This window comes from Streptomyces sp. NPDC051913, from assembly GCF_044593635.1.
In the GTDB taxonomy this organism is placed as follows: domain Bacteria; phylum Actinomycetota; class Actinomycetes; order Streptomycetales; family Streptomycetaceae; genus Streptomyces.
In genome coordinates this window covers 1-24,413 of the sequence record NZ_JBIUCI010000026.1, presented here as the reverse complement: position 1 = coordinate 24,413, position 24,413 = coordinate 1, and the positions used below count along the sequence as shown (strand labels likewise).

24 protein-coding genes and 1 pseudogene are annotated in these 24,413 nt (G+C 68.5%); 15 read left to right on the top strand and 10 right to left on the bottom strand.

Annotated elements, in window-relative coordinates:
* The first annotated feature begins 2 nt into the window (after positions 1 to 2).
* Both ACIHIX_RS43665 and ACIHIX_RS43660 read left to right on the top strand, forming a co-directional pair.
* Entirely contained in the window at positions 3 to 671 is a 669-nt protein-coding gene (locus ACIHIX_RS43665) for a MobC family plasmid mobilization relaxosome protein (protein WP_399966181.1), read from the top strand.
* A complete protein-coding gene (locus tag ACIHIX_RS43660; RefSeq protein WP_399966180.1) occupies positions 668 to 2,386 on the top strand; it encodes a mobilization protein in 1,719 nt (572 codons plus the stop codon). Before ACIHIX_RS43665 ends, ACIHIX_RS43660 begins: the two co-directional genes overlap by 4 nt.
* A 313-nt stretch (positions 2,387 to 2,699) precedes the next feature.
* Here ACIHIX_RS43660 and ACIHIX_RS43655 read toward each other — a convergent pair whose 3' ends face one another.
* Complete coding sequence (locus ACIHIX_RS43655; protein WP_399966179.1) at positions 2,700 to 4,853, bottom strand: hypothetical protein; 2,154 nt, start codon at positions 4,851 to 4,853, stop codon at positions 2,700 to 2,702.
* A 697-nt stretch (positions 4,854 to 5,550) separates the two neighbouring features.
* Between ACIHIX_RS43655 and ACIHIX_RS43650 the strand changes: the two genes are divergently transcribed.
* The 10 genes from ACIHIX_RS43650 (at position 5,551) to ACIHIX_RS43605 (ending at position 11,359) form a co-directional block, all read left to right on the top strand.
* Entirely contained in the window at positions 5,551 to 5,781 is a 231-nt protein-coding gene (locus ACIHIX_RS43650) for a hypothetical protein (RefSeq protein WP_399966178.1), read from the top strand.
* A 43-nt stretch (positions 5,782 to 5,824) separates the two neighbouring features.
* Positions 5,825 to 6,271 (top strand): DUF6879 family protein, encoded by a 447-nt coding sequence (locus ACIHIX_RS43645; protein WP_399966177.1) that lies wholly within the window; start codon positions 5,825 to 5,827, stop codon positions 6,269 to 6,271.
* A 28-nt stretch (positions 6,272 to 6,299) separates the two neighbouring features.
* Positions 6,300 to 7,145: a helix-turn-helix domain-containing protein gene (locus ACIHIX_RS43640; RefSeq protein ID WP_399966176.1), complete on the top strand. Its 846-nt coding sequence runs from the start codon at positions 6,300 to 6,302 to the stop codon at positions 7,143 to 7,145.
* Positions 7,146 to 7,240: 95 nt separating this feature from the next.
* Positions 7,241 to 7,618, top strand: a complete 378-nt coding sequence (locus tag ACIHIX_RS43635) for a hypothetical protein (protein ID WP_399966174.1) — start codon at positions 7,241 to 7,243, stop codon at positions 7,616 to 7,618.
* Positions 7,615 to 8,157, top strand: a complete 543-nt coding sequence (locus ACIHIX_RS43630) for an NUDIX domain-containing protein (protein WP_399966173.1) — start codon at positions 7,615 to 7,617, stop codon at positions 8,155 to 8,157. Before ACIHIX_RS43635 ends, ACIHIX_RS43630 begins: the two co-directional genes overlap by 4 nt.
* 82 nt (positions 8,158 to 8,239) lie before the next feature.
* Positions 8,240 to 8,485: a hypothetical protein gene (locus tag ACIHIX_RS43625; RefSeq protein ID WP_399966171.1), complete on the top strand. Its 246-nt coding sequence runs from the start codon at positions 8,240 to 8,242 to the stop codon at positions 8,483 to 8,485.
* A gap of 59 nt (positions 8,486 to 8,544) precedes the next feature.
* Positions 8,545 to 9,348, top strand: coding sequence for a diaminopimelate epimerase (gene dapF, locus ACIHIX_RS43620; RefSeq protein ID WP_399966169.1), 804 nt, complete (start codon positions 8,545 to 8,547; stop codon positions 9,346 to 9,348).
* The gene (locus ACIHIX_RS43615) at positions 9,345 to 10,436 is read left to right on the top strand and encodes an ATP-grasp domain-containing protein (protein ID WP_399966168.1); all 1,092 of its coding nucleotides are present in this window, start codon (positions 9,345 to 9,347) and stop codon (positions 10,434 to 10,436) included. Before dapF ends, ACIHIX_RS43615 begins: the two co-directional genes overlap by 4 nt.
* A gap of 12 nt (positions 10,437 to 10,448) precedes the next feature.
* Positions 10,449 to 10,997, top strand: coding sequence for a C39 family peptidase (locus ACIHIX_RS43610; RefSeq protein ID WP_399966167.1), 549 nt, complete (start codon positions 10,449 to 10,451; stop codon positions 10,995 to 10,997).
* Positions 10,997 to 11,359, top strand: a complete 363-nt coding sequence (locus tag ACIHIX_RS43605) for a glutamate ligase domain-containing protein (RefSeq protein WP_399966166.1) — start codon at positions 10,997 to 10,999, stop codon at positions 11,357 to 11,359. The genes ACIHIX_RS43610 and ACIHIX_RS43605 overlap by 1 nt, the downstream gene beginning before the upstream one ends.
* 71 nt (positions 11,360 to 11,430) lie before the next feature.
* Here ACIHIX_RS43605 and ACIHIX_RS43600 read toward each other — a convergent pair whose 3' ends face one another.
* Both ACIHIX_RS43600 and ACIHIX_RS43595 read right to left on the bottom strand, forming a co-directional pair.
* Complete coding sequence (locus tag ACIHIX_RS43600; RefSeq protein WP_399966164.1) at positions 11,431 to 12,636, bottom strand: hypothetical protein; 1,206 nt, start codon at positions 12,634 to 12,636, stop codon at positions 11,431 to 11,433.
* Between the two features lie 306 nt (positions 12,637 to 12,942).
* On the bottom strand, positions 12,943 to 14,163 hold the full coding sequence (locus ACIHIX_RS43595; RefSeq protein WP_399966163.1) for a hypothetical protein: 1,221 nt from the start codon (positions 14,161 to 14,163) through the stop codon (positions 12,943 to 12,945).
* Between the two features lie 529 nt (positions 14,164 to 14,692).
* Here ACIHIX_RS43595 and ACIHIX_RS43590 point away from each other — a divergent pair.
* From ACIHIX_RS43590 to ACIHIX_RS43580, 3 genes are all read left to right on the top strand, one after another.
* The gene (locus ACIHIX_RS43590) at positions 14,693 to 17,122 is read left to right on the top strand and encodes a helicase-associated domain-containing protein (RefSeq protein WP_399966162.1); all 2,430 of its coding nucleotides are present in this window, start codon (positions 14,693 to 14,695) and stop codon (positions 17,120 to 17,122) included.
* 72 nt (positions 17,123 to 17,194) lie between these two features.
* Complete coding sequence (locus tag ACIHIX_RS43585) at positions 17,195 to 17,410, top strand: type II toxin-antitoxin system VapB family antitoxin (RefSeq protein ID WP_399966161.1); 216 nt, start codon at positions 17,195 to 17,197, stop codon at positions 17,408 to 17,410.
* The gene (locus ACIHIX_RS43580) at positions 17,407 to 17,829 is read left to right on the top strand and encodes a PIN domain nuclease (RefSeq protein ID WP_399966160.1); all 423 of its coding nucleotides are present in this window, start codon (positions 17,407 to 17,409) and stop codon (positions 17,827 to 17,829) included. The genes ACIHIX_RS43585 and ACIHIX_RS43580 overlap by 4 nt, the downstream gene beginning before the upstream one ends.
* 145 nt (positions 17,830 to 17,974) lie before the next feature.
* Here the strand turns inward: ACIHIX_RS43580 and gap are convergent, their stop codons facing one another.
* The 7 genes and pseudogenes from gap to ACIHIX_RS43545 all read right to left on the bottom strand — a co-directional run.
* Complete coding sequence (gene gap, locus ACIHIX_RS43575) at positions 17,975 to 18,973, bottom strand: type I glyceraldehyde-3-phosphate dehydrogenase (RefSeq protein WP_399966159.1); 999 nt, start codon at positions 18,971 to 18,973, stop codon at positions 17,975 to 17,977.
* Between the two features lie 113 nt (positions 18,974 to 19,086).
* Positions 19,087 to 20,046: a GlxA family transcriptional regulator gene (locus tag ACIHIX_RS43570; RefSeq protein ID WP_399966158.1), complete on the bottom strand. Its 960-nt coding sequence runs from the start codon at positions 20,044 to 20,046 to the stop codon at positions 19,087 to 19,089.
* A 61-nt stretch (positions 20,047 to 20,107) separates the two neighbouring features.
* Positions 20,108 to 21,433: a phosphatase PAP2 family protein gene (locus ACIHIX_RS43565; protein WP_399966248.1), complete on the bottom strand. Its 1,326-nt coding sequence runs from the start codon at positions 21,431 to 21,433 to the stop codon at positions 20,108 to 20,110.
* 260 nt (positions 21,434 to 21,693) lie between these two features.
* Positions 21,694 to 22,431: an SDR family NAD(P)-dependent oxidoreductase gene (locus ACIHIX_RS43560; RefSeq protein ID WP_399966157.1), complete on the bottom strand. Its 738-nt coding sequence runs from the start codon at positions 22,429 to 22,431 to the stop codon at positions 21,694 to 21,696.
* A 60-nt stretch (positions 22,432 to 22,491) separates the two neighbouring features.
* A pseudogene (locus ACIHIX_RS43555) lies at positions 22,492 to 22,563 on the bottom strand (DUF4287 domain-containing protein); the annotation flags it as partial.
* Positions 22,564 to 22,581: 18 nt separating this feature from the next.
* Entirely contained in the window at positions 22,582 to 23,895 is a 1,314-nt protein-coding gene (locus ACIHIX_RS43550; RefSeq protein WP_399966156.1) for a glycoside hydrolase family 36 protein, read from the bottom strand.
* A 27-nt stretch (positions 23,896 to 23,922) separates the two neighbouring features.
* Positions 23,923 to 24,413: carbohydrate ABC transporter permease (locus ACIHIX_RS43545; RefSeq protein WP_399966155.1), on the bottom strand; the 491-nt coding region annotated here is incomplete at its 5' end.

Genomic DNA, 24,413 nt, shown 5'->3' with positions numbered 1-24,413 from the left:
GCATGCACGACCCTCACCACGAATTCCCGACCCCTCAGCAGGAGATGACCACCGGCCTCAACAGCACAGCAAGCAATGGCCTTGGACCGTCCATGGGCCGGTCCAAGGCGGACTCCTCCGCCCCGGGGGTGGCGGAGGAGCTGCTCCGGCGCGAGGGCGCGCCGGAGCAGGGGTCGGGGGTGGGCGAAGACGTCGCCGTCGAGCAGCAGCCGACTGTCGTGCGCGCTGCCGACGAAGCCGCGCTCTACCGTGTCCTGCGCCGCCGCGAGCGTAGTGACGACGGCCGTCGCGAGGCCCGTGTCGATGCCCGCTACAGCGACGACGAGAAGGCCGCGATCGTAGCCAGGGCCAAGGCGTTGGGCATCGCCGGCGCCCACCTGGTCGGCGCGGTCGTGATGGCCTTCGTCAACGGCGAGACGCATCCGCCCGACCAACGCACCGTCTACGACGACGCGATCGACGAGTTCGCAGCCCTTCGCACGCAGATCGCCCGGATCGGCACCAACGCCAATCAGATCGCCCGCCGCCTCAACTCCGAGGGCGATCCCCACCCTGTGGACGCCGCCGTACTGGACCGTGCCGAACGCCTCCTGGCCACCGCCCGTGACACGGTGCGGGCGGTGGACGACGCTGCCTTCCGGGCCGCCGAGCAGAAGGCAGGCCAGGCGTGATCGCGAACATCGTCAAGCCGGGCAGCAACACCCGCGGCGTACTGAAGTACCTCTTCGGGCCCGGTACCGCCACCGTCCACACCGACCAGCACATCGTCGCCTCGTGGGACGGCTTCGTGCCCGATCCCGGCCCCAAAGGCAGCCCCGGCCACGACGATCGGATGGACCAGCTCGTCAAGGCCCTCGACCTGCGCGTCAAGCAGGCCGGCGACCACGCGCCCGAGGGGCAGGTGTGGCACTGCTCGCTGCGCGCGGCGCCGGAAGACCGCATCCTCACCGACGCCGAATGGGCGCAGGTGGCCCGTCGCATCGTGCACGCGACAGGCATCGCCCCCGTCGACGATCCGGACGGCTGCCGCTGGATCGCCGTGCGCCACGCGGACGATCACATCCACATCGTCGCCACCAAAATGCGCGGCGACCTGCGACCGCCCCGCAACTGGAACGACTACCACCGCGCCATGACCGAACTCACCTCGATCGAGGAAGAGTTCGACCTCACCCGCCTCTCCCACGGACGCCAGGCCGCCGCCGGCACCCCGGCCGCCAAGCGCCCCACCCGCGCCGAACAGGAAAAGGCCAAGCGCACCGGCCGCACCAGAACCGTGCGCGAGGAACTCCGCCACGTCGTCCGCACGGCGCTCGCCCACGCCAAGAATCTGGAGGAGTTCTTCAACCTGCTCGCCGACGCCGGCCTCCAGGTCGAAACCAGAACCCTGCCCTCCGGCGATCTGCAGGGCTACAAGGTCGCCCTGCCTGGTGACACCAACGCCGACGGCGAGCCCGTCTTCTACTCCGGCTCCAACCTTGCCACCGACCTCTCCCTCCCCCAGATCCGACAGCGCCTCGCCGCCGCCGAGGCCGGTCCTCTCGAGACCACACCTGCCGGGCGCCGACCCAACCCGTGGCACCAAGCCGCCATGGCCACCGAACGCATCCGCGACCACATCGACCACAGCTCCGCCGACATCACTCAGGCCCACCTGGCCGCCTTCGGCGAGGCCCTCTACGCCCTGCCTCTCTATGCCCCCGCCCACCTGAAGGCCGAACTCCGCCGGGCCGCAGTCGCCTTCGAGTACGCCGCCCACACCCGTGCCCGCGTCGACCACCAGCACGCCCGCGCCCTGCGCGGCGCGATCAAGGCCATGCGCCACCACCCTGCCGACGGCTCCGGGCTGGCGATGCTCCTGGACGCCGCCATCCTCATCGTCGCCGCCGTCCAGCGCCACAACGCGCTCCAACACCACGACCGGCAGGTGGCCGCCGCCCGCCAGACCTTGGTCCACCTCCAGGCCGCCTACGACCAGGCCGCGGTAATGCCTCTGGCCGCCTTGGCCGCCCGCCAACCTCCGGCCACCACTGTCCTCACGTATGCCCACCACGTACGCGATGCGGTTCCGGCCTACGCCGAGCAGATCCTCACCGAGCCCGCCTGGGAGGCACTGGCCACGGCCCTCGCCGCCGCCGAGGCCGCCGGTCACGACCCGGCCGAACTCCTCCACCGCGCAGCCGGGCGGCGCTCGTTGGACGACGCCACCTCACCGGCCAGGACCCTCACCTGGCGCATCCGACGCCTGGGCGACCGGCACGTGCCCGGACGCCAAGCACGGGCCGCGCAGGCCCGCACGTCCCACATCCCGCCCGCTGCGCGAGGCACCGCCGCGGTACTCCCCACATCCACGCCGTCGTCATCCCTCACTCACCAGTCGCGGTGAGCACGAATCCGGTGCCCCGAGCACCGCCTGCCGCCCAACTCGTCAGCCCAGCCGAACCTACGACCGCACAAGGAATCCCCCATGCCCTCCACCTCCGTTCGACCCGAAGTCGTCGCCCTCTTCACCGACGTGGACTTCAACCGCCACGGCGACGCGACCCGCCTGTACCACCGCGACGGACGTCCGTTCACCGCCGTGTATGCCTGGAGCTTCTCCTCGTTGACCTGCCCGGCGGTCAGCATGGTCGGCGAAAGCAGCGGCTGGAGCAGTGTGGCCACACCGAGCAGGGGGCGGCGAATGGTTGGGGGAAGCATCAGTCGTCCTCCCCGTCCTCTTCACTGCGGTTCAGGACCGCCGTCATGGCGTCGGTGAGCGGTTTCAACGGCTTCTTCGGACCGTACTCCAGGAAACCCTTCACGCCATCAAGGCGCTGCTTCCACTCGTCGACCGCTTCCCAGGAACCGAATACCTTCGATCCCAGAGGGTCCGTCTCGGAGAGTTCGGCTAGCGCGTGCGCTGCCTTGGTCGCGGAGGTCAGCGCGGAGTCGAGGTTCCTCTGCTCCTTGACGTGCGGTGGGAGGGGGAGATCGCCGTCCTCCTTACCGGCCGCAGCCAGCTCCTTCCGGGTCGCGGCAACGGTCTCCTCGGCCAGCTTGGTGTCGGCATACCAGGCCAGGTCCCACTCGAAGCGGATCGACACCTGGGCACGGGCCTTGTCGATGACGGGATCGCCGTCTTCCACCGTGCGGCCGTCGATCGCATCGACGCGCGTGTGGAACGCCTTTACGGTCCGGGTGTCCGTGACGTGGGCGCAAGCGATCGAATGCAACATCTTGCGGCCACCGAGAGTCGAGGACAGGAGCGTGAGGAGCCGGGTGGGAGTGGCTCGGTAGGGGCTCTTGAGCGGCTCGGCCTTCACACCCAACTTGGAGCCGCGGTCACGGGTGATCAGCCCACGCAGGATGGCGGCGGTTCCCCCGAGAACGGTCAGCTCCGCGATGGCTGTCTCGTCACCGACCAGGGCCTTGGTGAGGATCTCGTCGAGGACCTCCACCGGATCCAATCCCTTCGTGAGCTCCCAGGGGCGCTTCCAGACCAGGTCCGTGATGGTCCCGCCGTTGTCAAAGGCACGAAGCGCCTGGTCGATGGTGTCGCTGCGGTAGGGAGAAAGGATCAACGCACCTGTGCACTTGCCGATCAGCTGCCGGTCGGCGCGCCGGAACCCGAATTCCTGGCGCAGCAGTTCCTTCATCTCCACCGCCCGACTTCCGGCCAGGAGAACCTGCTGGTGTACCGCCGATGCCCAGAGACGGTGCGGAGGAAGGCCCAGGAAGGTTTGGAGGTCATCGACTCGGGCGGTACCGGTGAGGATCTTGTACTCGTTGTCGTTGACCAGGCCGGTGGTCCCGGCATTGCGGTAGACCCGTCGCATGCCCTGGGAGTTCTGTGCGGTCTCTGACCACGGTGTAACTCGGGTGTGGAGGTTGCTCAAAAGGTCATCACGGGCAACGACGAGGTCGGCCATGGCAGTACCGGTGTCGTCCCTTGCACCGACCACGACCATGGCCGGGAAGCTGAGCGTATGGCCCTCGCGGCGGGTCGCCTCGGTGAGGGTGTCTTCCTCCAGGCCGGCCCTAACGCGATGTGCCATGGCCGCCACCCCGTTCCGAGCACGACGCAATTCCGCTGCGCTGCGGGGGAACTTGCGGTCGACCGAACCGATGATGGCCGCCACGCAGGCGCTGGCAGCCTCGTGGATGTCGCCGCCAGTCCGGGCGAGCCACAAGCTGATCAACCTACTGTTGCCGTCACCGGTGATCAGGTAGGTCTCGTGCGTCCCGTCGTCGAACAGCACCCGCACCAAGAACAGCGTCAGTGGCTCCTTGACACCCTCCTGGAGAATGCTGCCGGTGTAGACATTGCGCCGCTTCGAGTCTGCCATGTAGGTGTTGACCATGCTGTCGTACACGGCCTCAGCCAGGGCGCGCCTGTCTCGCATCCGGATGGTGAGGATAGCCAGAGGGCGCTGGGTACCCGTGTCATCGTCGACATGCAGTGTGCTGTAGGCCGGAGGCTGACCGTCCGCCTTGGGATCCATGGCAGTCAAGATGGTGTCGCCCCAGCGCCCATTGATGAGGTCGGGCAGGACCATGAGGTCGAGGTACCGCCGATGTGGTCCGAGCAGGTACAGAGCTCCGCCCGCGACCGGCTTACGGAAAAGCAGGTTGACGTCGCTGCTCACGCTGGCAAGCGCCACAAGGTGGGCTGGGTCCACGGCGCCGAAAGTGACGGTGTTCCTGGACTCATCGTCCTGGGCGTCCTTGCACAGCGGATTGCTCGCCATGGTTTTCCACGCACGGCGCAACTTCGCAACCGGTTCCGGAGCCTTCGGCTCGTCGGGACGGCGCGTGAGAGGTGGGATAGCCGACTCATCGAGGTCGAAGTCCCCGGCTGAGTTGGTAATCATCAGAATCGTCCTCTTCAGAGATAGCGCGCCTCGGGGCAGAGCCCCTCGCCGTTGACGCCGGGCGTCAAAACGGCCGCTGCGCGCCTCCCGAGGTCGGCGTGCGCCGTCACGTCACAAGCCCGGTTCACGTCTCCGGTCCGTTCGGTGCCGACCGGCATTCGGCGGGATCAGGTGAGCCGCTGGTCGCACGGACAAATGTCCCGTGGTGAAGTGCCAGTCGCTCGTCACACGCAGCTCACAAGTCTGGCGTGTGCGATTCCGATGTAGCCGGAGCGGTTACGCGATGCCATGTACCAGTAGTCACATGACGGTGACCAACTGTTGTGTTTGCGCAAGGAGTTGTCAAACGTGCAGGTGAAGCAGCCCTGGGCAGCGCTCGCTTGGGACTTCGCCCCGATCAACTACCGCTTCAGTCTGGCCAACTATCACTGGCATGACGCGGGCTCGCCGGAGCGGAGACTGGCGAGTGGAAGCCGGTCTGGACTGTCATGGAGGCGTTCGCCTCGCAGCGCGGTGATGGCGATGTGCAAATCGTCGTGGATCGACAACTGAGTGGGCCCGGCCACGAGTCCTACCCGCAACCCCTCGAAGCTCTCCAGCCGAAGTTCTGGCAAGTTTCGGCAAGTTCCTCGCTCGGCAGCCCGGTCGCGGGCAAGCTCTGGCACAGAGATCCTTACCGGCATCCGAGGAGGACATCATGGCCCTACGCAAGCTCGGCAAGGACCCGGAGAGTCCCAGTGGCGGCTCCCCCACCATCTACCTCGACGAGGAGAAGGACAGCTACCTCGTGCAGGGTTGGAAAGTGGAGGACTTCGAGCGCCTCACACAGATGGACATCCCCGGCCATGAGTCGGTCGTGGAGATCCCCCGGCGCATGGTGCAGTTCTTCCTGGAGGTGAAGAAGGACCATGAGGACCCCGACGTTTGAGGAGTTGTTCCGTGACTGCCAGAGGACGGCTGTCCATCTGGAGATGCGCGACGCCTACATGAAGTCGGACCCGGCCTTCATCGACTGGAAGGCCGGCGTGGTCCTCGACCCCGCCGAGCGCTGGGCGGACTGGCACGCCATCGTCACGGAGGCGACCTCGCGCGGCGTCGAGGTCCGACGCGCCCGCGTCATCTCGACACCGGTCAGCGAATACATCCGCTTCGAGTACGACGTCACGGACGGGCTGAACATCGCGGCCGGCGAAGGCGTGCGGTGGCTCTCGCGGCGCTCTGCGACCGACATCGCGCTTCCGGGCAACGATTTCTGGCTGTTCGACTCCCGTCTCGTCCTCGTCAACTATTTCGACGGTGAGGGCGAGAACATGGAGGTCGAGCTCACGGAAGACCCTGAGGTGGCGAAGCTCTGCGATTCGGCCTTCGAGGCCGTGTGGCAGCGCGCGACGCCCCACGCCGCATTCGAGCCGGCCTGACAAGCCCGAACACCACCGTCGCGCCGACATGACATCGCCCTCTTCGAGCGTCCAGGAAGCCCGCAAGGCGCTCGGACAACGTCTGGCCGAGATCCGGAAAACGGCCGGACTCACCAAGCGAGCATTGGCCCAAAGCCTGGGCTGGCACGAGTCGAAGGCTTCGCGCTTCGAGAGCGGCACACGCGCGCCCTCGGAGCGCGACCTTCACGCTTGGTGTTCCGCCTGCGGTGCGGAGGACCAAGCAGATGACCTCATCTCGACGGCCCGCGGAATTGAAGGCATGTACGTCGAGTGGCGCAAGATGGAACGCCACGGTCTCAAGTGGGCGCAGGAGTCCGTGGTTCCTCTATGGGAACGCACCGAACGCTTCCGTATTTACTCACCCTGGCTCATCCCCGGCCCCGTGCAGACGGCCTCGTACATCACCGCGCTTCTGACCTCTATCCGTGACCGCCGAGGACTCATCGACGATGTGCCGGCGGCCGTCAAGGTGCGCGTCGAGAAGCAGCAGGTCGTTTACGGAAACCATAAGTTCGCCATCCTCCTGGAAGAGAGCGTGCTGCGGTACCGCATCGGCGGCACCGATGTGATGGCAGGCCAACTCGGCTATCTGCTCAGCGTCATGGCCCTTCCGTCGGTGAGCATCGGCATCATCCCCCAGGACGCCGACCGCTCGGGTCTGTGGCCGGTCGAGGGATTCTTCTTGTACGACGACGATTTGGTGAACGTCGAACTGATTTCGGCTCATCTCACCGTCGTCCAGAAAAACGAACTTGCCATGTATGCCAAGACGTTCAGCGAGCTGGCAGAACTTGCCGTCTACGGTGCCGCAGTGCGGGAAATCATCACCGCTGCCATCGAATCTCTCGGGTGAATGCCCGGCAAGTTCCGGCACACTCATAGAGCCCCATCCACCTCCCTTCCTAGCGTTATAGGCACGGCTGAAAGCGTGCTCCGGAGGGGCCAGTGATGACAGTGGCAAGTACGGGCAAGACGTTCAAGGCGGCCGAGGGCGACGGCACCCCCATCGACGTAGAGGCGATCTCCTCGCGGACGAACACCGTCCTCGGCCTGCGGATGGACACCACGACCCGCGCGGCGATGGACCAGCAGGTGCCGGCGATCGCCAGGCACCTGAATCTCCTCCTACGCGAGGACCTGGGCGCCGACGACGACAGTGAGGTGCGCGAACTCCTCCGCAAGGGAACCAAGTTGGTCGACCTCACCAGCCGGCCGAACCCCGAAACACCCGCCTTCGGGACCTACATCTACCTCCGCAATGTCGCCCTGCTGACGCGGCGCCTGCTGTGGATCTACGCCGAGCGCAACGGGCTGGATGCCCCGTGAGCGTCAAGGACGACCAGATCGTGCGGGAGCTCTCCCACTACATCTACGAGCACCCCGCCGACAGGATGGCGCTGATGCCGGTCTACGACGCGGCCCGCGACCACTCCCAGCGCCGCACCTGCACCCACGACCAGCGCTGCCCCCTCGTGACAACGGGCGCGGTCGTCGTCGACGAGCACGATCGCGTCCTGTGCCTGCGACACGACGGAGGCTACGCCCTCGCGGAGGCGGAACCGGAGGAGGTGGACGACTCCCTCAGCGCTGCGGCCCTGCGCCTGCTGGCCGAGGAGGTCGGCATCCGCGACGTGTGGACGCAGCCCGGCGCCGAGGGCCCCTTCCTGGTCGACGTGACCAGACCAGGACAGCACCGGTACGGGCCCCGCTTCCGGGTCGGCATCCGCTACCTGTTCCGGGCCCACTCGGGCGCCGTGTTCCCGTCGATGATCGAGACCGGTGCGGCAGCCTGGGTGCCCCTCCCCGACATAGGCATCCCGTCGGTCCGCGCCCGCGTGGAGCACCACCTGATCGGAACCCTATGAGCCCCCGCAACCAACAACTCGCCTACGTGGCAAGCCTCGTCGCACTCGGCGGCTCCCTCCTGCTCGGCATCTGGAGGCGCTGATGTACGAGCACAGAGCCAAGGCACCGCCTCCCCTGCCTCCGCCACCCGCCGGAACGATCGGGCACACCCGGCCTCCAGGCGATGTCCACGTCGGTGACTTCGTCTACCTCGACGGCGAGTACCAGCGCGTCCGGGACATGAGGTCCGCTGGCACCGCAGCCCACCGCGTACTGATCTTCGCCCGACGCGAGCCCTGGGTCATGCGAGAAGCCCGGACCACATACCGGCCCATCGACCGCCACTGACCCCGCCCTGCTCGGGCACCGCCCCCTCACTCCCACCTCACCAAGCGAGGAACTTCGCCATGCGACGCTTCCGCAAGATCCACGGCGCGGGAAATGACTTCGTCCTGCTCTGCGACCTCGGGCCGGACGACGACAAGGAATGGTCCAAGGAGGCGGAGCGCCTGTGCGCCCGGCGTACCGGCGTGGGTGCGGACGGCCTGGTCATCAGCAGACTGGTCAGCAACAGCCCCGCCGTCCTCGACGTCACCTGCTTCAACGCGGACGGCTCGACCGCGACCATGTGCGGCAACGCCCTACGGTGCTCCGCCTGGGCCGCGCACCATGATCACGGCTTCCGGCAGATGGGTCTCCACATGGCTGGCGTGGAGCACGAGGCGGTCGTGTCCGACGACTCCGTATGGGTCACGGCCGAGGTCGGCGCGGTCCACCCACGCCGGTTACAAGCCGTCATCAACGGCAGACCGACCTGGTTCGACAGCGCCCACACCGGCACGGAACACGTCGTAGCCATCGTCGACGACGTGGACACCATCGACACGGTGACGGTCGGGCGCCTCGTGCGCCACCACGCCGACATTGCCCCGTTGGGCACGAACGTCAACTTCGTTCAATCCGCAGGTCATCAGGCACTGAGGATCCGCACCTACGAGCGCGGGGTCGAGGCCGAAACCCTGTCGTGCGGAAGCGGCGCCGTCGCCGCCGTCGTCATCGCCACCCTGCGCGGGTTGGTCGCAGGGCGCGCTGTCACCGTCCACAACCTCGCCGGGCAGCCCCTCACCGTCCGGCCCCACGACACCCGACCGACCCGAACGCAATGGGTCGGCGGCCCGGTCACCCACACCTTCGAAGGGGTACTCGCATGACTCGCTTCCTCAACCCCAGCTCGGACGGCGCACTGCAGAAGGCCGCCAGGGAACTTCGTGAGTGGGGGCAGAGCCGTCAGGGCCTCCGAGTTGCCCTCATCTACGGGCCCGTGTCCGCCGAGGACAGGCTCTACCACTCAAAGTGCCCCGTCGAGCAGCGATCCGTCACTGCACTGAGTACGGCACTGGAAGAGATCGGGACCCAGTCGAAGGTTCTGGACCCGTGCGAACCTGACTTCATCGTCGACCTGGCCGGCTACGACGTAGCACTCTCCAATCTCCACGGACCCTACGGCGAGGACGGCCGGCTGCAGGGACTGCTCGACTACCTGCGCGTGCCCTACTGCGGCAGCGGAGTCGCTGCATCCGCGGTGGCCGCCGACAAGATCCTCTGCAAGCAGGTGATGCTGACCCTCGGCGTCCCCACGCCCGGCTGGCACGTCTGGTCCGGCGGCCCGGGCACCTGGAACGGGCGCCCCGTGATGGTCAAACCACCCTTCGGCGGGTCCAGCGTGGGCATGAGCCTCGTACGCGATCCGGCGGACCTGCCCGCCGCTCTCGCGGAAGCCGCTGGCGACGACGAGGCCGAGGTGCTCGTCGAGGAGTACGTGGCGGGCACGCCGATGACGGTGGGGCTCCTGGAACTGCCGGGCGGCTCGATCGTCGTCTTCCCGCCGCTGGCCACCGAGGCGACCGACGCCGACTTCTACGACGCCGACACCAAGCTCGACGTGGACTCCAGGAGCGCCGTCACCGTGCGCGCCGCCGAGCTGGAGCCCGAGGTTCTGGACAAAGTCACCGGGCACGCCGGGACTCTGTGGGACGGACTCGGGCTGCGCGGTTCAGCACGCATCGACTTCATCCTCACCGAGGACGGCGATCCGTACGTGCTGGAGGTCAACAGCACGCCGGGCATGTCCCGGAACAGCAACTACGCGGTGGGGGCGGCGATGGTCGGACTCACGCACACGGACGTCGTGTTGGCGATGCTCCACGAGGCCCTGGCCCGCCCGCCATACGATGTCCCCCTGCCCACTCCCGCGTTCGCCGACACCACACGCGCCCGGGAGGCTGCCGTCTCGCCGTAGGAGCCCGCCACTGTGCCGCGCGTCCACGATGTCCCCCTGTGCCGTCAGCTCATCGACCCCGCCGAATGGGACCTGCACGGCGGATGGGCACTCGGGGACAGGATCGAATGGTCCAACCGGGCGTGCGGCCTGGCCTCGCTGAGAATGATCCTGCTCGCCTACGGCCGCGAAGCCCCCACAGTCACGGAACTGCTGAAACTCGCGGTCAAGCATGAGGTTCTCACCCCGCGTGGAGCACTTCACGCGGGGATCGCGAGCCTGGCGACCGACCTCGGAGTCCCTTCCACCGCCGAGCCCGTCTCGGTCGAAGACCTTCCGAACCGGCTCGATGACGCCCCGCTCATCGTGTCCGTCACCGAGCAGTTCCCCGACGACGGTCGCGCCGGCGGCCACCTCGTCATCCTTCGCGGCTACGAGGACGGCCCCGACCCGACGATCCACTTCCGGGATCCGTCGGCCTGGGGCCAGACACACGACCGAGTCCCCCTCAGCCGCATGTCCGCTTCCTACACCGGCCGCGCGATCACCTTCGCGCCCCTCACTCACCACGGAGAGTCTTGATGACCGAGGCAGACGGCGACACGGCCGAGGCCGCAGGCGGCCGGAGGATCGCCGTACTCGGAGAAATGCTGGAACTGGGCGACGAAGCCGTCGAAGCCCACCGCGAAGTCGGACGCATGGCAGCCGAGAACGGCGTCGACCTCGTCGTCGCGGTCGGCGGGGCCATGGCCAAGCAACTCGCCCTCGCGGCAGGCGCGGCAGGAGTGCCAGACATCGCGCTGGTCGGCGACAACATCACCGCCGCCGCCTACCTCGACTCCATCCTCCGCCCCGACGACGTGGTACTCGTCAAGGCGTCCCGCGGCGGCCAGCTCTGGCAGATCGCCCAGGCGCTCACCGGGCGGCCTGTCACGGGGTTGTGAGTCATCGACACTCCTGGCGAATGAGCTCAGCGCCCTGCCCGTCGAGCTGACGATCCTGGCCTTCAAAACAGCTACGCCGCAGGCAATTCCTCAGAGGCTTCCGACCCAGCTGACAGACTGCCAATAGTGAGACCCAGCATTAGGGCCCCTTCGAGTGCCGATAGGACACCCAAGAGCTGGCTCTTCTCCTCAGGCGTGCCGTGATCAGCGTGCTTCATCTTCTGCAGCTGGTTCCGAATGGAGACCAATGCAATTGCGATCACGTCGTGGAGGAAATCGGGGCCTTGACCATCATCGTTCTCGGTAACCTCACGCGGCAGGATGGGGTCACCACCGTAAACAAAGCACAGGGCTTCCGCACGCTTGGTCGGGCGTATCTGCCCCTGTACTTCATGCGTCAGATCCTTCCCTCCGGGAAGGTTGGCATCTACCCAATCCAGCACCTCGGCCGGCTTGAAGCTTTCGCGCATGATGCGGTCAAGCAGTTCGATGAGGGAGTTGGCGGCCTGGGAGACGCCGTCCTCCGAGAAGCGAAGAGCGTCTCGCGCTCCTCGAATTTTCCTCACGAGCGGAGAGTTCCTGCGCTCCACACGCTTGACGGAAGCTTCCGCCACCATGGAGCGGAAGCTGGCGACGAGGCTGTCTACGCCCTCCGGCGCCAGCGTCGCAAGGTCAGAACTCTTCGCGCTTGTCACTTCCATGGGCAGAGAGGCAAGGACCTTCTCCCCGAGGAAGTCGTCGAGCGACACCAGCATTTCAACGGCATTCACCGTGATGAGGTTGGCCGGCTGGACGTCCTTCAGTTGCTTTTGCGAGGAAATCTTGACGGCGTCATTCCATGCCACAACGAAGGGAGTGAGCGCACGGACACCACGTCGAACCGCCAGCGCGACAACAGCACCGTCTTGCTTCAGGGCATCAACGAAACGCCTATACATTGCGGCGCCCAGTAGGCGCTCAGCAAAGCTGCTGTAGTTCTGATTCTTAAACCGCTCCGCCCAGCGCTGAAACTGCTCGCTCTCACACTCGTCAACGAATGCCTGGAACAGGTCTGTCAGCCGCTCTTCCGTAACCCCTGAAAAGCAGTCTTCAACCCGCTCTTGCCACGGCCGCGGGTCACTGTCATTGGTGAGTGCCCTGCACAGTGAGACAAAAGCCTCCATCACGAGCACGGCAGATTCGCTGATACGCAGCGTCTTGAGCAGGCTAGGGTCCAACGACCGCGCGCAGGCGGCAAAGCTGGACTGGTAGACGGTGACAGGTACGGGTTCTTGCACTGTGTCTCGCCTCGCTCTGACAAGTACGCGCTCACCAAAGAAAGTACCGATGTACGCAACGATGCGGTACGGAATTTTCGTGGGCGGAGCTGCCGACGGGAACTGGCAGCGTCGTCCGGGGTCGGACTGTACGGCACACCACTGACATCGCTGAGTGCCCGTCAGATGGCCAGGCTGTGCTGCAGCGTCACCGCCACTCTCGCGGGCTGGCACCGAGCAGGGAACGGCCGAAGACTCTGGACCATAAGCCACCAGGCCGCATCGTCGACTGCCACAGTCCGCGGCCAACCGCCATGTCGTATCGGCCTACCGCGGCAGGTCCGCATCTGGCCCAGGCAGCCGTGCTCCTTCCTTGAGGAGCATTCGCTCGGCCAGGGCACGGAATTCGGCGCGTGCCTCGTCCTGATCGCCGCCGCGCAACAGAATCCCGGTCAGGGAGTCCAGGCTCCAGGTGACGAGCACACCGTGCCGACCGAGGTACAGCCCGACGTGGCGTATCCGATAGCGATCGGCAATGTCTAGCCAGGCATAGCCGATCAACTGCCACAGCCAGCGCACGGAGCGATCCGCTTTGTCGGTCTTCACCACCGTCTTGACGTCGATCAGCGTGGAGCCAGCCGGGCCGGGTATCAACAGGTCGCCATCGGCCCAGTGATTGACGAAAACGGGCCCGGAGATGCCTAGCGGCTGGCCCTCGGAAGGATCCCCCGCCAGCCGACGCATCTCGGCCAGGGCGCCATAGACCTCTGTCTGCCGCGCCAGCCGCGTCAGCTCGTCCACCACCGATTCGCTCGCGGCCGCGCGCATCATCTCCACGCTGGGGACGCTTGGTCGGAAGACTTGGTGCATCGACTCGTGGATAGTGCCGGACCGATAGACGTCCTCGAACATGTCCAACAGCCAGCAGACACGGGCGAGCCCAGCCTCGGCACCGCGGGTACCAAGCCGTCCGGGAGGTGCGTGCTGCGCAGAGTAAGCACGGGTACGGGCGAACAGGTCTGCCAGCACAGGCTCCGCCGGCATGTAGCGGTCGGACCGGGAGTTCGGCCGCACGATGCTGCCAACCTCCGCGCGGGGGGCGTCCATGACGCTGTGGACGAAGCCAGCGCGTTCCGCGTCGGAACTATGCCGTGACGGTACGGAACGGGCCACGGGGAGAAGGTCGAGCCACCCCGTTGCGGTCGGGCGCAGGTCGAGTGCTCTAGAGCGTTCCCGCTCGCTGAGGCCGGCGTGAGTCAGGTAGAGCGCGGCCTGCTCATTGGCCCATGCAGAGCTGGCCAGCTTGGCCGCCACCAGACCATGCAGTGCGTAGTACGGCGGTGCGGGCTGCACCAGCGTGGCCAGGCGGGTACCGAAAGCGCCGCCGATCGAGGCCCAGTGCCGCCCGTCTACCTGTCCACTCGGGAAAACTGGCCTGCGGCCGCGAGTGGCGCTCACTATCCGGCTGACAGCCTCCGCCGAACCGATGAACCGTCTGGCACACCACTTGCTCAGTTCCCCGTCATGTAATTGAGACGTCAACGACATTGGCCCACCTGCGCATTGACCCACTCCACCGACTCAGAGCTATCACATGCCCCATGGCCTCGAAGGGGTTACAAGAAGACCAGTCTGATGAACGAACACCCGCACCGTCCGCTCGGTCGTGTTCCGGGAACGGATTGGTGTCGCGAGGCAGGGGCTCCGTCTGACCAGCAAGAACCCGACGCCTGGTGGTTGCAGTTCCGGTTGCATTCACCGCTGTTCAGCACCGTCCAGGACATGCCCGTGACTCTGCTCCACCGCAGGTCAGGACGCTCCTGATCATCCCCGGACCCCCAGACGAACATTTGGAAAGCGTGTTGGGGGCAACCCCTCACGAGTTCGAATCTCGTATCCTCCGCCAGTGCCTCACCGGGCACGATGTCGAAGGGCCCCACCGCGAGGTGGGGCCCTTCGACGTTGTCCCTCAGCCCTCGTTGTCCTGGTTTTTGTCCACAGGAGCCGTTTCCGGGGTCTTGGCGCCGAAGCGGCTCGGCCCGCCTGTGACGTTTCCTGTCAGTCGAGGTGCACCCTCATGAAGTCCCGATCGACGCTTGCGACCTGGCTGGGCGAACTCGACCGTTCCCGCTTGGCACGCGTACTGGCCATGCGGAAGGACGCGGCCTCCTCTCCGGAACCACGCTCGGTGGGGGAACTGGCGGACCGTCTCCAACGTCCGGGGTCCGTGGCACTCGTCCTGCCGCACCTCACGCTGCCGTGCTTGCAGGCCGCCGAGGCGCTGGCAGCCCTGGGGGCGCGGGCGACCCGGGACAGCCTCGCGGTGTTGCTCGGCTCGACGTCCCCCGCGGCGGTACACACACTGGACGCGACCCTGGAGGCGCTGTCGGATCGGGCGCTCGTGTGGCACGACGGCAACGCGGCACTCCGCATGTCCACGCCCTTGCGACAGGCGTGGAGCACGCCCCTGGGGCTTGACGCCCCGCTGGAGGAGCTGCTGGTTGGCACCACCTCGGAGGAACTGCGCGGCATGCTGACGGTGCTGGGTATCAGGCCACCCGGCACCAAGCAGCAGCGACTCGCGGCTCTGGTGGAGCATCACGGTGACGCGGAACGGGTCGCCGCGCTGGTGGCGGGGGCACCGGCGGCCACACGGAAGTTGCTTGAGCACAGCGCCAGGTCCACGCCGCGGCAGTCACTGTTCGTCGTGTTCGGGGCCCCTGACGACGACCTCCGGCCAGGCGCCCGATGGGCACTCGACCGCGGGCTTCTGGTCCAGGACCGTCACAGGTACGGGACCGTCCGGATGCCGGTCGAGGTGGCCCTGGCTCTGCGGGGCCCCGATTGGCGTGCTCCGTTCGAACCCCTGCCGCCCGCCACACAGTTGGTGCCCATCACCTCCTCGGAGGTGGAGCGGGAGGCCGCGGTGGCCGCCACCGCGTTCGCGGCCCATGCCGCCTCCGTCCTGTCGGCGTGCGCCACCGCTCCACCGGCCCGACTGAAGTCGGGCGGGATCGGCGCGCGTGAACTGGCCCGCATCGGCAAGGCAGCCCAAGCGGACGACGCCGTCGTACGTATCGCCCTGGAGACCGCGTACGCCGCCGGGCTGCTGGCCCGCGACGGCGATCGTGTACCTCCCACCGAGGCGTACGACACCTGGGCCGAGCAGGAGCCCGCAGAACAACTCGCCGTACTGCTCCGGGCATGGCGGGACCTGCCGCTCACCCCCACCCGGGCGCGCGACGAAGACAACAAGGCGCTTCCCGCGCTCGCCGGTGCGCCTGAGTGCAGCGGCTGTCTGCAAGCCCGCCACGGGCTGCTCACCGCGGCGGCGGAGCTCCCGGCAGGACAGGGTGTGAAGGTCGCTTCGGAGCTGGGGCCGCTCGTGGCCTGGCACCGTCCGCTCGCCGACGACGCCTCGTCGGAGGACACGGCACCTTTCAGCACCGTGATCCGCGAAGGCGAACTGCTGGGCGTGCTGGCACGGGGTGCGCTGTCCCCGCTCGGTGCCCACCTGGCGGCCCACGCCGACGAGGAGCTCGACATCACGGCCCGGCGGCTGCTGCCGCCCGCGACCACGACGGCCCGGATCGGCGCCGACCTCACCGCCGTCGTCACCGGCACCCCGTCGGCGCGACTCGCGGCGCTGCTGGATTCGACGGCCGACCGGGAGACCAGTGGCACGGCGTCGGTATGGCGCTTCAGTACCGGCAGTATCCGCCGGGCCCTGGACGCCGGCCGCACCCCGGACGACATCGCAGCCGACCTGGCCGGTAGCTCCGCCACGGCCCTGCCACAGCCGCTGACCTATCTCATCGCCGACACCGCGCGAGGTCATGGACGGGTGCGCATCGCCCCCGCGGCCTGTGTCATCCACGGCGACGAGCCCGCGCTCCTGGCCGAACTCGCCGCCCACCGCGCACTGTCCAAGCTCGCCCTGCGGCAGCTCGCCCCGACGGTCCTGGTCAGCGGCAGCCCACCCACGACGACTCTCGCCGCGCTCCGTGCCGCGGGCTACGCCCCGGTCGCCGAGACCGCCGGGGGAACGGTGCGCATCGAAAAGCGCCTGCCGCAGAGGGCCGCTGCTGCCGTCCCGCCCCCGCGAAGGAACACCGGGCGGCGCGGCCCCCGGACCACCGCAGCCCACGCCGCGGATCTGCCGGCCGACGTGGGGATGGACGTCCTGGCGGACCGGCTGCTCAAGGCCCCGCCAACCGCACCGGAACCCGACCCGTTCGGCAGCGGGGCACCTTTCGCGACGGACACCGAGGAGATCGTCGCCGGATACACGAAACACCTGTCGTACAGCGACGTCCGCCAGGTCGCCCATGCCATCGACACGGGTGCGGCCATCACGGTCGAGTACATCGCCACCTCGGGCAACCGGACCGTACGGACCCTCAGCGAGCTGGAACTCGACCCGCCCTACCTCGACGCCTGGTGCCACCTGCGCGAAGCGGAACGCGTCTTCACTCTCTCCCGCATCCATGGCGTGATGCCCGCGTAGGACTCGTGTGCGCGCCCTGCGGACACCTGACGAGATATACTTCACCCCACATTTGATATCATGGAGGCACTCGTGAGTCGGACGGTTATCGACCTGGATGACGAGCTGGTCGCGGACGTGGCCAAAGCCCTCGGGACAAGCACCAAGAAGGAGACGGTCAACACCGCTCTTCGCGAGGTGCTGGAGAGTCGACGCCGTGCCCTGGCTCTCGCCCGCCTGCGGGCCGCGGCCGGGGACGGCGCGTTCGATCTGGAGCTGTTCGAGAGCAAGGGGAACTACCGCCGGTGAACGCGGCTCAGTTCCTGATCGACACCAGCGCGCTCGCCCGGTTCATGCGCGAGGACGCGGAGCAGTACGGCTGGGACCAGGCGGCAGCCGCCGGGCTCATCGCCACCTGCCCGGTCACCGAGCTCGAGTTCTTCTACAGCGCCCGGTCGGCCGCCGACAGGGCGCGCGGCATCGAGGACATGCGCCTGATCTTCGGTTGGGTTCCCGTCGACGACCGCGCCTACGACCGCGCCTGGCAGGTCCAGGAAGCACTCACCAAACAGGGAAAGCATCGCAGTGCGGGTGCGGTGGATCTCGTCGTCGCCGCGACTGCCGAGCTGCAAGGGCTCACCCTCCTGCACCGCGACCACGACTACGCCTGCATCGCCGCAGTGACCGGCCAGGCTCTCCAGTGGTACGGCCCGGAGAGCGGCAAATAGGCCGGCGATGGTTGCAGTTCTGGTTGCATTCACCTCCGTACAGCACCGTTCAGGAGCCCCACCCGCCTCCGCCAGTGCCTCACCGGGCACGATGTCGAAGGGCCCCACCGCGAGGTGGGGCCCTTCGACGTGTTGTGGGTGCGGATCAGCCGGCGGCGAGGAGTTCGAGGGTGTCGATCACCCGGTTCGAGAAGCCCCACTCGTTGTCGTACCAGGCGACGACCTTGATGTGGCGGCCCTCCACGCGCGTGAGGGCGGAGTCGAAGATCGACGACGCGGGGTTGCCCACGATGTCGGACGAGACGAGCGCGTCCTCCGAGTACTCGAGGACGCCGGCCAGCGGGCCCTCGGCGGCGGTGCGGTAGGCGGCCAGGACCTCGTCGCGGGTCACGTCGCGGGCGACGGTCGTGTTGAGCTCGACGATCGAGCCCACCGGGATCGGGACCCGGATCGAGTCGCCGGACAGCTTGCCGTCGAGGTTCGGCAGGACCAGGCCGATCGCCTTGGCGGCGCCCGTCGTGGTCGGCACGATGTTGACGCCGGCGGCGCGGGCGCGGCGGGCGTCGCGGTGCGGGCCGTCCTGGAGGTTCTGCTCCTGGGTGTAGGCGTGCACCGTCGTCATGAAGCCGTGCTCGATGCCGGCGAGCTCGTCGAGGACCGCGGCCAGCGGCGCGAGCGCGTTGGTCGTGCAGGACGCGTTGGAGACGATCGTGTGGAGTTCGGCGTCGTAGGCGTCCGTGTTCACGCCGTACGCCAGGGTGACGTCGGCACCGTCCGACGGGGCGCTGACGAGCACCTTCTTCGCGCCCGCGTCGAGGTGGGCGCGGGCCGCCTTCGCCGAGGTGAAGCGGCCGGTGGCCTCCAGGACGATGTCGACGCCGAGTTCGGCCCAGGGGAGCTGTGCGGGCTCGCGCTCGGCCAGGACCTTGATCCGGCGGCCGTCGACCACGAGCGTGTCCCCGTCGGCGGTCACCGGGCGGCCCAGGCGCCCGGCCGTGGAGTCGTACGCCAGGAGTCGGGCGAGGGTGGCGGGCTCCGTGAGGTCGTTGACGGCGACGACTTCGAGGTCGCTGTCACGTTCCAGCAGGGCGCGCAGCACATTGCGTCCGATGCGGCCGAATCCGTTGATGGCGATGCGAGTCATGACTGCCCCTTGATGTCTGTGCGGCTTCGACTCCAGCGTCGCGCGCGGCGTCCGGCCCGGACAGTGGCGACATCGCCATGGTTCAAAAGGATCGCGCCAGGCGGGGCGACCCGCTACTCGCCCTGGGTGAAGGTGCGCCGGTAGTCGCTCGGGGTCGTGCCGAGGATGTGCTGGAAGTGCAGCCGCAGATTCGCGCCGGTGCCCAGACCGACGTCGGCGGCGATCTGCTCCACGCTCCGCTGCGAGCGCTCCAGCAGTTCGCGGGCCACGTCGATGCGGGCGCGCATCACCCACTGCATCGGGGTGTAGCCGGTCTCCTCGACGAAGCGCCGCGAGAACGTACGCGCCGACACCCCGGCCTCCCTCGCCATCATGTCGAGGGTGAGGGGCTCTCCCAGCCGGTGCAGCGCCCACTCCCGGGTGCGGGCGAACCGCTCGCCGAGCGGCTCGGGCACGCTGCGCGGCACGTACTGCGCCTGGCCGCCGCTGCGGTAGGGGGCCGCGACCAGACGCCGGGCCGCGTGGTTGGAGGCGGCCACGCCGAGGTCGCCGCGCAGGATGTGCAGGCACAGGTCGATGCCGGAGGCGGCGCCCGCCGACGTGAGCACGCTGCCCTCGTCGACGAACAGGACGTTCTCGTCGACCTGGACGAGCGGGTGCTTCGCCGCGAGGGCCCGTGTGTAGTGCCAGTGCGTCGTGGCGCGGCGGCCGTCGAGCAGGCCCGTGGCGGCCAGCGCGAAGGCGCCCGTCGAGATGGCGGCGAGCCGGGTGCCCCGGGCGTGCGCGGTGATCAGCGCGTCGACGACGGCCCCCGGCGGGTCCTCGCGGTCGGGGAACCGGTAGCCGGGGATGAAGACGATGTCCGCCCACGCGAGCGCGTCGAGGCCGTGGGCGACGTGGTACGACAGTCCGTCGGCGCCGGTCACCAGGCCCGGGGCCGCCCCGCACACGCGCACCTCGTACGGCATGCTCGCGCGGGTCGTGAACACCTGCGCGGGAATGCCGACGTCGAGCGGTTTCGCCCCGACGAGCACGAGGACGGCGACGCGATGCAGGCGGGAGGAGGACGGCACGGGGACAGGCTACGAGGGACGCCCCCGGCGCCACCCCGCGCGCGTCACACCCCTCCGCGCGTCACACCGGCTCCGGCTGCGGCTCCCTCTCCGGCACCGGAGCGACCTCCCGCTCCCACGCCCGTGTGATGCGGACGTAGGCGTAGATCACCGATCCCATCGCCAGCAGCACCAGCGGCCCGTACAGCCACGGGTGGAGGGCCATCTCCATCGGGAGGTAGCGGTACGACAGCAGGAGCGCCGTGAAGACCGCCGTGCCGTAGCCGACCAGGTGGGTCGCCGTACGGTCCCAGCCGCGGGCCTGGGCGCGCAGGCCCGCCTCGATGGTGAGGGTGAAGACCACGCCGGCGACCAGGTCGGTGCCGTAGTGCCAGCCGAAGCCGAGGGTCGCCGTGAGCGTCGCGAGCAGCCAGAACGTGCCCCCGTGGCGCAGCACCGCAGGGCCCTTGCGGGAGTGGATGAAGATCGCGGTGGCCCACGCGGTGTGCAGGCTCGGCATGCAGTTGCGCGGGGTGAGCTCGTCGAACGGGATGGGCTGCGGGTCGGTGAGCGGGGGTGGAGTGTGCGGCCAGAAGTCGCCCACCATCCACTGGGCGGTGTCCGGCGTGTGGGTCCACAGGCCGTCCGGCTGCCAGTGCTCGACGCCCGTGCCGTAGGCGAAGATCGGGCCGACCACCGGGAAGATCATGTAGATGCCGGGTCCGAGCAGGCCGATGACCAGGAAGGTGCGCACCAGGTGGTGGCGGGGGAAGCGGCGTTCGGCCGCCACGTTGCGCAGCCCGTACAGGGAGACGACGACCGCGGCCACGGCTAGCTGGCCGTAGACGAGGTCGAGGAAGTGGGCGCCGACCGGGCCCGTGGCCTTGAGCATGCGGCCGACCAGCCAGGACGGGTCGCCCAGCGCGTGGTCGGCGACCGCCAGATAGGGGTCGAGGACCGTGGGGCGGGCCTTGGCGGTGATGAGCAGCCAGGTGTCGCCGGTCTTGCGGCCCGCCACCAGGAGCAGGGCCAGGCCGACGCCCTTGAGCAGCAGGACGCGTTCATGGCCGGTGCGGCGGGTGACGGCGATGACCGCGCAGCCCAGGATGACCCACAGCGCCCCGTTCCCGAACGGGTGGCCGCCGTGCAGTCCGGTGCCGGTCGCCCAGCGCAGCAACAGCAGGACCGCGTCGATGCCGAGTGCGACGCCGAGCGCGATGAATCGCTCGCGCCGGGTGAGCACCACCATCATCAGGGCCATGCTGCCGTAGAGCAGGAAGCCTGACTTGGGCGGGAAGATCACCTCTTTGACCTGAGTCGTGAGCGGGCCCGGCAGGCCGTAGTGGCGTGCGGTGATCTCCAGCGCGACAAGGAATCCGAGGGTGACCGCACCGGCCGCGGCCCACAGGAGGACCTGTGGCCGACGCCACGCGGCGGATGCCGATCTTCGTCGTATTCGCGGCAGGTCCCGCGACTCTCCAGGTATCAATTGGCTGGCCGATTCTCAGACATATGGGTGCAAGGCAGTCACTGTGCGGATGCCGGGCGGGCGTTGAGCGCACGTTGGGCGGGCGTTGGGACGCCGATCATCGTAAGTTCAAAGACCCCCCACAGTTCAGAGGGCCGAGCCAGGAATCTGGTTCGGCCCCTCAGTGCGTCCGGGGTCGCTCACGTCAGATTCAGGCCACCGTCCAGCACGACCACCTCGCCGGTGAGATAGCGGTGGGCGATCAGCGCGGCCACCAGGTCGGCCACGTCGGCGGGTTGGGCGGGGCGGTGCATCGGGGCGCGGTCGCGCCAGAGTTCGTGGGCCTGCGTCCAGTCCTTCGTCATCGGGGTGTCCACCAGGCCGGGCGCCACGGCGTTGACCCGTACGTCGGGGCCGAGCGCGGCGGCGAGCAGGCGCGTCACATGATTCAGGGCGGCCTTGCTCGCCGCGTACGGGACGGAGGAGCCCTTGGGGCGCACCCCGGCATGGCTGGTGACGTTCACCACACAGCCGCCGGGTGCCTCGCGGAGCGCCGGGAGCGCCTCCGTGCACAGCACCCAGGGTGCGATCAGGTTGACCTCCAGCAGTCGGCGCCAGTCCGCGGGGGTCGCGGCGGCGAGGTCGGCGTGCGGGACGGGCCAGCTGATGCCCGCGTTGTTCACCAGGACGTCGAGACGGCCGTAGCGGTCGAGGGTGGTGCCGACCAGGGCACGGGTCTCCTCCTCAACCTCCAGATCCGCCCGTACGTACGTTCCGCCGAGCTCCGCCGCCAGTGCCTCGCCGGCGTCGGTGCTGCGGCGCGAGTGCACGACGACCCGCGCCCCGTCCGCGGCCAGCCGCCGGGCGACGGCCTCACCGATGCCCGAGGTGGACCCGGTGACCAGGGCCACGGGACGGTCCTGCTGTTCTGTTCCCATGCCCGCGGATCCTGCCACCGCCGTGAGTCGACCTTCTTACTTCCCCTCGGCCAGCGTGTGCGCGACCGGGCGGCCGTACTTCTTCTCGATGAAGGGGAAGTAGGTGGCGGGGCCCTTCACCGGCTCGGTCATGTGAATCTCATCGGGGGTTCACCGGTCGTCTCCGCCCAGAAGTCGGCGAGTTGTCGCCACTCCCCACTGGTCCAGGGACAGCAGCCGGTCGCTGGACGCCATCAGGCCCCCGGTCGCCTCGACATGCGCCGCCCAGCGCTCGCGGGTCTCCACGGCGGGGCGGGCCATCAGACAGTCGGGGTCGTTGACCCAGAGGCGGCCGTGCTGCCACTGGCGTGCGACGCCGGTGAACTCGGCCGGATCCTGCCCGGGTTGGCTGTAGTCGCCGGCCTCGGGGCGACGGTGCGGGGCCGTGTCGGGGCTGACCCGCATGGCGTCGAAGAGGCCGACGGAGGGCAGGAGCGGGGCGCCGCAGCCCAGCAGGTAGGCGTCCGCGCCGATCGCCTCGCGGATCAGCTCGATGCCGGAGCGGTACGCCTCCAGCGCGTCGACCGGCGCGTGGCGTACGCCGTCCAGGGCGCCCGCGTACAGGAAGTCGACCTTGAAGTAGTCGTAGCCCTCGTCCCGCAGCGTCCGGAAGACGTCCGTCAGGTACGTGGCCGCCTCGGGGTGGGTCGTGTCCAGGACGCGCAGGTCGTGGCCCCAGTTGCGACCGGCGTGCGCGAAGCCGCCCGCGGCGTCCCGGACCAGCCAGTCGGGGTGTTCGGTGGCCAGGTCGCTCGCCGGGTCGACAAGGAAGGGTGCCGTCCAGATGCCGGCCCGGCGGCCCCGGGCGCGGATCGCGTCGGCGATGCCCCGGCGGGAGCGGAAGCGGCCGGAGAGGGTGAGCCAGTCGCCGAGGGCCTTCTGGTAGCCGTCGTCGATCTGGACGACGTCGATGGGCAGGTCGAGGGTGTCCATCGCGCGCAGGTTCTCGTGGATGTCGTCCTCGGTGACCTGGGTGAAGTACTCGTACCAGGAGCACCAGACGGTCGGCGCGGGACGCGGCGTCCGCACGCCGATCGACGCGGCCCACTCCCCCAGCACCGTCTGGATGTCGGCCCCCGTCCACTCCTTCACCGGGCCGTCGGCGCTCACCTCCGCGACGGTCCCGGCCAGGACGAGCCTGATGGACGGGACCTCGCGGACCGGATCCGGGGCCGCCCAGAGGCGGACCGGGGAGCCGTCGCCCGGGTCGAGGGCCAGCAACCCCTCACCCTGGAAGGCTCCTTCGGGGACGGTGACGCCGGGCCGGTAGCAGACCGTCGCCCAGTTGCCGTTCGTCGGGCGGTACGGCCTGTCGTCGAGGGCGTAGGCGCCGCTGGGGCTCCAGGACTGCCAACCCTCCTCGTGGACACGGGCGTTGGCCGGGTCCACCGGGACGGAGGCGACCGGGGTGAAGGGGAGGGACACGGTGGTTCTCTTTCAAGTACGAGGGGCTCAGCCCTTGTTGGCGCCCAGTGTCAGGCCGCTGACGAACTGGCGTTGCAGGGTGAAGTAGACGATGAGGGTGGGGATGGCGGTGAGGAGGGCGCCGGCGGCGACGAGGTTGGGGTCGGTGAAGTACTGGCCGGAGAGGTTGTTCAGGGCCGAGGTGATGGGCATGTTCTCGCCGGTGGAGATGAGGACGATGGCCCAGAAGAAGTCGTTGTAGATCCAGATGGAGAGCAGGGTCGCCAGGGCGGCCATGGCCGGTTTGCACAGGGGCAGGGTGATCTGCCAGTACAGCCGCCATACGGAGGCTCCGTCGACGAGGGCTGCTTCGGTCAGTTCGTGCGGCAGGGAGCGCATGTAGTTGCTGAGCACGAAGGCGCAGAAGCCGGACTGGAAGGCGATGTGGATGAGGACCAGGCCGAGGGCGGAGTCGTAGAGCTTGCCGCTCGTGGTGATGCCGGGCAGGTCGATCAGGAGGTAGAGCCGGTAGAGGGGGG

Excerpts from the sequence above, each read along its gene's own strand:
- ACIHIX_RS43665 (WP_399966181.1), top strand. The coding sequence starts at position 3 with ATGCACGACCCTCACCACGAATTCCCGACCCCTCAGCAGGAGATGACC.
- ACIHIX_RS43655 (WP_399966179.1), bottom strand. The coding sequence starts at position 4,853 with ATGATTACCAACTCAGCCGGGGACTTCGACCTCGATGAGTCGGCTATC.
- ACIHIX_RS43650 (WP_399966178.1), top strand. The coding sequence starts at position 5,551 with ATGGCCCTACGCAAGCTCGGCAAGGACCCGGAGAGTCCCAGTGGCGGC.
- ACIHIX_RS43645 (WP_399966177.1), top strand. The coding sequence starts at position 5,825 with ATGCGCGACGCCTACATGAAGTCGGACCCGGCCTTCATCGACTGGAAG.
- ACIHIX_RS43640 (WP_399966176.1), top strand. The coding sequence starts at position 6,300 with ATGACATCGCCCTCTTCGAGCGTCCAGGAAGCCCGCAAGGCGCTCGGA.
- ACIHIX_RS43635 (WP_399966174.1), top strand. The coding sequence starts at position 7,241 with ATGACAGTGGCAAGTACGGGCAAGACGTTCAAGGCGGCCGAGGGCGAC.
- ACIHIX_RS43625 (WP_399966171.1), top strand. The coding sequence starts at position 8,240 with ATGTACGAGCACAGAGCCAAGGCACCGCCTCCCCTGCCTCCGCCACCC.
- dapF (WP_399966169.1), top strand. The coding sequence starts at position 8,545 with ATGCGACGCTTCCGCAAGATCCACGGCGCGGGAAATGACTTCGTCCTG.
- ACIHIX_RS43615 (WP_399966168.1), top strand. The coding sequence starts at position 9,345 with ATGACTCGCTTCCTCAACCCCAGCTCGGACGGCGCACTGCAGAAGGCC.
- ACIHIX_RS43605 (WP_399966166.1), top strand. The coding sequence starts at position 10,997 with ATGACCGAGGCAGACGGCGACACGGCCGAGGCCGCAGGCGGCCGGAGG.
- ACIHIX_RS43595 (WP_399966163.1), bottom strand. The coding sequence starts at position 14,163 with ATGTCGTTGACGTCTCAATTACATGACGGGGAACTGAGCAAGTGGTGT.
- ACIHIX_RS43590 (WP_399966162.1), top strand. The coding sequence starts at position 14,693 with ATGAAGTCCCGATCGACGCTTGCGACCTGGCTGGGCGAACTCGACCGT.
- gap (WP_399966159.1), bottom strand. The coding sequence starts at position 18,973 with ATGACTCGCATCGCCATCAACGGATTCGGCCGCATCGGACGCAATGTG.
- ACIHIX_RS43560 (WP_399966157.1), bottom strand. The coding sequence starts at position 22,431 with ATGGGAACAGAACAGCAGGACCGTCCCGTGGCCCTGGTCACCGGGTCC.